The sequence below is a fragment of the Scytonema sp. PCC 10023 genome, from assembly GCF_963920835.1.
GTDB lineage: Bacteria > Cyanobacteriota > Cyanobacteriia > Cyanobacteriales > Nostocaceae > Kalymmatonema.
The window spans coordinates 1-8,166 of sequence record NZ_CAWUDP010000193.1 but is presented as its reverse complement, the minus strand read 5'-3'; the positions used below and the strand labels follow the sequence as shown (position 1 = coordinate 8,166).

Below are 8,166 nucleotides of genomic sequence, written 5' to 3'. Positions count from 1 at the left end.
GAGAATTTAGAAATTGCGATCTCATGCTACACACAGGCGTTGCAAGTCCGCACGCGCGATGCTTTGCCCCAAAACCATGCTGAAACTGCGTTTAATTTGGGTTTAACTTACATAGATGCTAAGCAGTATGCCGATGCTTACAACATCTTGAAATCTGCCATCGACACTGTAGAATTTCTGCGGGGTGAAATTGTCTCTGGCGATGAAGTCAAACGAAAGCTTGCAGAGGAATGGAATGAGCTTTATCGCCGCATGGTGGAAGTCTGTCTGGAATTAGAATACTACGACCAGGCAGTGGAATACATCGAGCGCAGCAAAACGCGTAACTTGGTGGAACTGCTAGCAAGTCAAAGCCGACAAATCCCCCTTGAAAACCAGGGCAAAGTTCCCCCTTTTGTAAGCGGGGTGAGGGGGAATCAACTGCAAGAAATCAACCAAAAAATTGCTGAAGAAAAGCGTCGTCTCGAAGCCGCAGAAAACCCAGATACAACATACCTCAACCAATTACGTCAACAGCGAGAAGAGTTGATCGGGCAAGTCATCCCCTTAGAACACATCCGCTTTGCTGAAATTCAAGGGCTTGTGGATGACTGCACTGCAATTGTGCAATGGTATATCTTTGATAATTGCTTCCGCGCTTTTATCATCACTCGCGACAACCAACACCCGAGAATTTGGCAATCGTCCCCGCAAGATGTCAAAGATTTGAAGAAATGGTCAGATGAGTATCTGGAAACTTACGCTACCGATAAACTACGCTGGCGATATCAACTGGCTGCCAAACTGAGAGAATTAGCTGAGATTCTGCACATCAACGATATTCTCGACCTCATACCATCTTCCTGCCAAGCCTTAATTCTCGTACCCCATCGCTACCTGCATTTATTACCGCTGCATGCTTTGCCTATTGGGGCGCGAAACCTAACCCCCCAGCCCCCTTCCCTAAAAGGGAAGGGGGAGAATTCAAAGCTTCTCTCCTTGCAGGAGAGAGGTTTGGAGAGAGGTTCCACCGATCCAGTGAAAAGTAACATTGGCGAAGAGGGGAATTGTCTTTTGGATAAATTTCCTGGTGGGGTGAGATATGCGCCGAGTTGTCAGTTGTTAAAATTTGCCAAATCTCGGAACCCCACCCCTAACCCCTCCCCGCAAGCGAGGAGGGGGACGCGCACTGGCGCGGAGGAATCACGTTCTCTATTCGCCATTCAAGATCCCAACGAGAACCTGCTTTATACCAATATTGAAGTACAAACGATTGAGCGTAACTTCCAGCCAACGACTGTTATAGAAAAAGGCGACGCTACCAAACAAGCTTTATTCCAAGCACCAGCTTTTGAGAGTTTATGTCAAGCTCAAGTTCTTCACTTTTCTTGTCACGGCTATTTTGATATTGACTCCCCTGTCGATTCAGCTATTGCTTTAGCAGATTGCATTTCTCCCATACCTGCCGATGCTGACTCCAGCAAACGCTATCGAAAGTTAGCAAATGGTGATGTCATTGACTTAGAAAAATGCCTCACCTTACCTGACATCTTTAATCTCAATTTACCAGAATGTCGCCTCGTCACTCTCTCGGCTTGTGAAACTGGACTTTCCGATCCTTTCAGCACCAGCGATGAGTATATCGGTTTACCGAGTGGCTTTCTCAAGGCAGGCAGTTCTAGTATAGTCAGCAGTTTGTGGTCGGTGGATGATTTGGCGACTACCTTATTAATGATTCGATTTTACGACAATCAGCACTCTTTGCCAATTGCCCAAGCACTTTGTGAGGCGCAGTGCTGGTTACGCAACTCTACCCAAGCCAAACTCATAGAATGGACTCAAAGTCACCCGAATATAGATGAAGAACATAAGCAAACAATTCAGCAGGATTTACAAAGGTGGTATGTTCCTGAGTATAAACCCTTTGGCGAACCTGAGGCTTGGGCTGGTTTCTGTGCTATTGGGCAATAAAGTTCGTACTAAGGACTTTAGTCCTTGCTTTTGTAAAAGAGGACGCGCATTCCTCACTACGAAGAACAAAATCTCAAATCCTAGTGGAGGTATAACCTATGGAAGCTAATGAAGCTAGCATCATCATTGAGGCTTTTTTGCAAGTCGTAAAGGAGCAAGGATTTGTCTTTGATGAAAAAAGCCGCGAAGATTTGTTGACAATTAAGCAAACCTTGGCAGAATTAGAAAATCAACCACTTTCCGCTGCTGCTGATGCAATTACCGCTTGGTGTAGAGAACATCCAGACGTTGCAAATGCTGCCCGATTTGCTACTAGAGAAATTACTATCAAAAAACGTAATCCAGCAAACCAAGAAGGAACTTTAATCAATCAGTTCCCAAATTACGAGAAAATTATTGATGAGCGGCAGAAAAATCCACAGCCAGAACCTCATAAAAAATAAAGAAGATTGCAAAAGCCAAATTTATAAAAATGAAACCACAGATTAACACCTGACTTTTCACCTCTCCCTAACCCTCTCCTTTTAGGAGAGGGAAGCGGAAAAAGTTTTTTTATTGGAAGGGGGGAGATTCAAAGCCTCTCCCCTTGCAGGGGAGAGGTTTGGAGAGAGGTTTTCCACATAAGAGTGAAAAGTAAGATTAACACAGATACACATGGATAAATTATCTGTGTTAATCTGTGTCCATCTGTGGTTCTAAATATTAATTAATCATACTTTTGTAAAAATTCCTAATGAGTCCTAAAGTTTATGCTCCCAATGTCCATTTATTTGCCTTTGTTCTGCAAAAAAGCGCTGATGGTGATGATGGAGAAGAAAAAGAGAAACATTGGCTCTGGCAAACCTGCGATGAAATCATCAGCCAAATACTGCATAAAAATTTAAACTTGATGCAATGGCTGGATTTAGAAAAAGAGCCAAATAATCCTACTGTTTCTTTAATCAAAGCGGAGAAACAAACAGAAGTTAAGCCTATTGAAGGTGAGGTGACTTTAAATGGTCGGTCAATTATTATTGACGGGTTTGCTTATCCTTTAAGACTTTACGATAGTTACGGGTTGTGGCTCAATCTATATCGTCCACAAACAGAAAATAGTCAAAGAACTGAGGATGTCGATATTCAGCTTTTAAGTCGGTTGAACCCAAATAATTGTTTCCTGTTAAATGGAAGCAAAAAGTTTCTTGGTGAAACCCTAATCATTACCGCTTGGTTGTCATCAGAACAAGACCCTCAAAATCAGAAAGCTTTGAAGGAACTTGCTGATGAATGTCTCAAAGCTTTCTTTCCTCAAGACTATACCATACCCCCATTTGCTCGTTACGCTACCTTATTTGGTAGCCCTATTTTTGAATACGGGCTTTTTAACCAATTAACCAATTACCGTCATATTTTAGTTTGGTTCTTCAGCCATCCAGAAGCCGAAGAAAAGTTTAATTTTTATCAGGAACAATTCTTAGATTTATTTTTCTTTCGTGCTAAAGTTGTGAAAGCTTTTCAAACAAGCCGGGAAGTCTATCAGGATACAAATAAAGAATATAGCAAAATAGAAAAAGAAATTAAGACTTTAGAACAATTTGGGGACGATAAGTTATTAACAGAAGAACAATTAGAGCAATTAAGCCAGAAATTAAAGACACTTCCCAAAATGGGATTAGATTATGCTAATCTGCTGCGATATCTGGAAGCATACCAAAATACAATCGCCATCAATGCTGGAAACTATGCTGATAGATTGCAACAAATTCGTGGTATGATGAAAAATGAAGATATTATCTTATTAGAAATATTTAGCTTAGAAAACTGCTCTTATTTTCAGGAACAAATTAGAGCAGAGTTGGGATATTTTCATCATGGTTCTAGCTTGCTAGATAAAGCGATCGCCTCAATCCGAGGACGTGTGGCGATAGACAGGGCGAAAAGCGATCGCCTTGCAGAGGAAAAGAAAGAAATAGGCGATTGCCCAAGGGGCAGTGCCGGAGGCAATCGCAACTTGCAAATCACTATTCTTGCGGTAGGTAGTGCGATTGGTTCTGGCGGGATTTTGGCATCGAGTTACGCCTTAATCACAAAAGAAGAACCTCTGTTACCTCCCTTTTCCACTCCTATTCCTCATCGCTTCACCTTATCGCTTGGTTACAGTCTCCTTTTTGGAGTTGTTGTAGGAATGTTGATTTGGGGAGGAGATAAAATTTGGCAGCGTTACAAAAATCGCCAGCGTCAACCATAAACACAACCTGACTTTTCACGTTATCTGGAAAAATCCACAAAAAACCTAACCCCCTAGCCCCCTTCCCTAGTAGGGAAGGGGGAAAATCAAAGCCTCTCTCCTTGTAGGAGAGAGGAATGGAAGCGAGGTTCTCCACATCCCGTGAAAAGTAAGAAACACAACAAGATATCCCGACTTCTTTAAGAAGTCGGGAATCTGAAGAATCTGGCGCGATTTATGCGCTTCTCGCAGGCATCACACAAATGTGCGGAGGATTGCTATATCTTTTTTTTGAACGCACCACCAACTAAATCTGACGATTATAGTTGGGGATTCTTACGCTAAGAACTTGTCTTAACGTCCCCAGGTACACTGGCGTCCACAGCGAGTCGTGGGACTTTTGCCCACGGAAACCCCAGAGAAAAAATCAATCTGATAAGAGAATGATTGCTGAAATTGGTCGTGCCTCCACGAAATCTCGTTTTGCCGTACCTATTTTATACTACCACGAGGACTGCGTCTGGCTTACCCCACCGTGCATCAGATTATGGGTGGGGACTGCGCTCGACAATTTCTGTTCAAAATCCAAAATTCTCATTTTTTTTATTTTGAATTGTTTCTGTCATAACCTAGCAGCAGCGATCGCAGCACCTATTAATCCCACTTGTTGATTAAGGATAATATGCACGGGGATGTCTTCTAGGAGGGAACGCATTCTACCTTTTTGCGTGAAATTAAGTAGGAATCTATCTTGTTGAATTAAGGGTAGTATTTTAGGTGCAATTCCTCCAGCAACGTATAAACCACCGTAAGGTAGAAGTTTCAGCGCCAGATTACCTGCTTCTGCGGCGTATGCTTCTACAAATAATTGCATCGTTTGTTCTGAAAGGCGATCGCTTTTCTCTAATGCTGCTTTACCAATCACAGCACCGGGATCGACGCTTTTTTCTTGGCGTCCCGCTTCTTGTTCCCAGGTTCTAACAACTTGGGCAATTTCTGGTGATTCAGTACCTATTTTCCTGTCACGTAGAAATTGGTAAATTGCGACAACTCCCATACCAGAAACCACACGTTCCACAGAAACCCGTTGAATATCATGCTTATCCAGCAGGTATTTTAAAAGTTGAAACTCTAACTCAGTACGGGGAGCAAAATCAGCGTGTCCACCTTCAGAAGGAAAGATATGATAGCTGTTTCCTTGCTTGATTAAAAATCCTTGCCCCAAGCCAGTACCAGCACCAATAATGGCAATCGGGGCTTCTAGGTTGGGTTTACCAGGTTGTAAAGTCAGGAAATCTTGTTTGTCTAAACCCAAAACGCCATACCCAACGGCGGCAAAATCGTTGATCAAAGAAACTTGGGCGATGCCCAAATCTTGTTGTAAACGTTCGATGTCGAGAAACCAAGCTAAATTAGTCAGCTTAGCGGTATTTTTTACTATAGGTCCTGCAATGGCAAAACAGGCTTTTTGTGGTGTTGGTGTATTAGCTTTGAGCAAAAATTGCTGGACTATCGGCACTAAATCAGGAAAATCCCCACTACGGTACCGTTCCTCATAAATAGTACGTGATAGATGCTTATCTGACGCCTCAACCAGACGCAAAATGGTTTTCGTGCCGCCGATGTCTCCTGCCAATAATAGTGTCATATGAGTTCTTCTTAATTAAACCGAATGACTTCTTCAACTTGGGTTAAATGGGAGGTATCTCCCTTGAGTTCTAACAACCACTCTGGGTGTTGACGCACAACTTTCACCAGAGAACACAACGAAGCTTTCACTTCGGTTCTGGCAATTTCACCTACTAAGCCTATTGTCGCCCCCAATACAGATGCACCGTGTCCCACTAAAAGAATATCCTCTGGAGAGAATTCTGTAGTTAAGCATCTAGCAGTTTGCCCGGAACGTTCCAGCATTTGTTCTCTTGTTTCCGGGTATTTTGCAGCAATGCACGAAGTGTAGCCGATGTCAATTCTGGGGAATAATTCTGCTAATGCTGGAGTTGAGAGTCGCTGTGGTTCTTCTGTCATCCAAGCTGGATTCAGCCATTCGCTTAAGCCTGTTTCCAGTTTGATTGGCAAATCGAGAACTTCTGCAACTGCGATCGCTGTTTGTACAGTTCGTAGGAAGGGGGAAGCAAAAATGTGGGCAATGTTTTCTCCCTTAAGGCGGTTGGCTAACTGCTGCGCTTGCACCATACCATCTTCAGACAGCGGTGGATCGTAGCGTCGTTCTGCTGTGAGAAACCAATCAGGGTTTACGAAATCGAGGCGGTTGGCGTGTCTTGCAATCCAGACTATTTGACTCATGCGATGATTTGATACATTTCCCGCAGGCTAAAGTTTAGGGCTACATAAACTAAGCCCGTTTCGCGGGCTGTATATTAAATAATATGACAAGTTGTGTAACTATACGTGTAGAGACGTGCCATAGGTATAGGTGTAGAGACGCGCCAGGTTGCGTCTCTACATTGATGTGTTGATAACGGTTTTGGTTTTATCTAAACCGTATTGTCCTATAAACTGGGCGGGCAAGATGCCCACCCCACAATATTGGATAATTTATTTGTTGGAAATGCTCTAGATGATCTGAAATTTGCTCAATGGAATATTGATCAGCGATCGCCAAGTCATTGACCTTCTTCAGATCCCCGACTTCTTAAAGAAGTCGGGGATCTTGTTTGTTCACAAATCATTTACGACTGGTACATCATTTTCTTTATTAAATAGTTAATTTTAATAATTTTTTGTCATTTTACAAATCAATAGTTTGTGACAGCGATCGCCTGTAAAAGCCCTGCACTCCGCGCGATTGACAATGCCTGTGCCCCGAATCGCGATCGCTCCTACAAGCGACTCATATCATACCAAGTTGCGTTCAAGAACCTCACCCCCTCCCCCTCTCCTTGCTAAGGAGAGGGGTGCCCGTCAGGGCGGGGTGAGGTAACACGTATGAATGCAACGCGCGTATCAACAATGAGGTTCTGATACTCGGCAACGAGTTCTTAACACTCAACAATGAGGTTCTGATACTCGGCAATGAGTTTTCAATACTCAACGCCGAGGTTTTGATACTCGACAACGAAGCTTTAACACTGAACGACGAGGTTCCGAGACTCAACGTCGAGTATCTAACACTTGCCGCCGACGTTCCAACACTCAATGGTGAGATTCCAAGACTCGCTGACGAGTGTCTAACACTCGACGCCGAGAATCCAACACTCAACGCCGAGTCATTTAATCCCATCGCACAAACTTCTATCACTCTGACTCACATTCGGGTTCGTCTGCAAATAATCACGCACCCAATTGCAGCCGCGCACCAGTAAATCGTCGAGATTCAAATTCCACAAAATCACCGTGTTGTCCCTACTGGCGGAAGCAAGTGTCTTGCCGTCCGGGCTAAAACTCACGCCCCACACGGCATCGCTATGACCGTTGAGGGTTTTGAGCAACTGCCCTTGCAAATTCCACAAGCGTACCGTCTTGTCCAAACTCGCAGAAGCAATCATCTTGCCGTCCGGGCTGAAACTCACGCCCCACACGGCATCGCTATGACCATTCAAGGTTTTAAGCAATTGCCCTTGCTCGTCCCACAAGCGTACCGTCTTGTCCCTACTGGCGGAAGCAATCGTCTTGCCGTCCGGGCTGAAACTGATGCCAATAACCTCGGCGCTATGACCGTTGAGGGTTTTGAGCAACTGCCCTTGCTCGTTCCACAAGCGTACCGTCTTGTCCCTACTGGCGGAAGCAATCGTCTTGCCGTTGGGACTGAAACTCACGCCCCACACGGCATCGCTATGACCATTCAAAGTTTTAAGCAATTGCCCTTGCTCGTTCCACAAGCGTACCGTCTTGTCATAACTGGCGGAAGCAATCGTCTTGCCGTCGGGACTGAAACTCACGCCAATGACCGCATCGTTATGACTGTTCAAGGTTTTGAGCAACTGCCCTTGCTCGTCCCACAAGCGTACCGTCTTGTCCCTACTGGCGGAAGCAATCGTCTTGCCGTC

7 protein-coding genes are annotated in these 8,166 nt (G+C 44.2%); 4 read left to right on the top strand and 3 right to left on the bottom strand.

Translation table 11 applies throughout. The annotated features are described in order from the left end of the window. Positions 1–1,017 precede the first annotated feature (1,017 nt). From ACM0OZ_RS47005 to ACM0OZ_RS46995, 3 genes are all read left to right on the top strand, one after another. Positions 1,018–1,950 carry a CHAT domain-containing protein gene (locus tag ACM0OZ_RS47005; protein ID WP_414589845.1) on the top strand — a complete coding sequence of 311 codons (933 nt, stop codon included), beginning with the start codon at positions 1,018–1,020 and terminating at the stop codon, positions 1,948–1,950. A gap of 98 nt (positions 1,951–2,048) precedes the next feature. Beyond that, positions 2,049–2,393: a hypothetical protein gene (locus tag ACM0OZ_RS47000; RefSeq protein WP_414589844.1), complete on the top strand. Its 345-nt coding sequence runs from the start codon at positions 2,049–2,051 to the stop codon at positions 2,391–2,393. 290 nt (positions 2,394–2,683) lie between these two features. Further along, positions 2,684–4,177 carry a hypothetical protein gene (locus ACM0OZ_RS46995; protein WP_414589843.1) on the top strand — a complete coding sequence of 498 codons (1,494 nt, stop codon included), beginning with the start codon at positions 2,684–2,686 and terminating at the stop codon, positions 4,175–4,177. Positions 4,178–4,778: 601 nt separating this feature from the next. Here the strand turns inward: ACM0OZ_RS46995 and ACM0OZ_RS46990 are convergent. After that, complete coding sequence (locus ACM0OZ_RS46990) at positions 4,779–5,804, bottom strand: glucokinase (protein WP_414589842.1); 1,026 nt, start codon at positions 5,802–5,804, stop codon at positions 4,779–4,781. Between the two features lie 11 nt (positions 5,805–5,815). Continuing rightward, positions 5,816–6,463 carry a histidine phosphatase family protein gene (locus ACM0OZ_RS46985; protein ID WP_414589841.1) on the bottom strand — a complete coding sequence of 216 codons (648 nt, stop codon included), beginning with the start codon at positions 6,461–6,463 and terminating at the stop codon, positions 5,816–5,818. Positions 6,464–6,664: 201 nt separating this feature from the next. Here ACM0OZ_RS46985 and ACM0OZ_RS46980 point away from each other — a divergent pair, with 201 nt between their 5' ends. Continuing rightward, positions 6,665–6,790 (top strand): hypothetical protein, encoded by a 126-nt coding sequence (locus ACM0OZ_RS46980; protein ID WP_414589840.1) that lies wholly within the window; start codon positions 6,665–6,667, stop codon positions 6,788–6,790. Positions 6,791–7,386: 596 nt separating this feature from the next. Here ACM0OZ_RS46980 and ACM0OZ_RS46975 read toward each other — a convergent pair. After that, on the bottom strand, positions 7,387–8,166 hold a 780-nt coding region (locus ACM0OZ_RS46975), incomplete at its 5' end, for a WD40 repeat domain-containing protein (protein ID WP_414589839.1).

Bases quoted from the DNA above. Each gene is read 5' to 3' on its own strand.
- ACM0OZ_RS47000 (WP_414589844.1), top strand. From the start codon at position 2,049: ATGGAAGCTAATGAAGCTAGCATCATCATTGAGGCTTTTTTGCAAGTC.
- ACM0OZ_RS46995 (WP_414589843.1), top strand. From the start codon at position 2,684: ATGAGTCCTAAAGTTTATGCTCCCAATGTCCATTTATTTGCCTTTGTT.
- ACM0OZ_RS46990 (WP_414589842.1), bottom strand. From the start codon at position 5,804: ATGACACTATTATTGGCAGGAGACATCGGCGGCACGAAAACCATTTTG.
- ACM0OZ_RS46985 (WP_414589841.1), bottom strand. From the start codon at position 6,463: ATGAGTCAAATAGTCTGGATTGCAAGACACGCCAACCGCCTCGATTTC.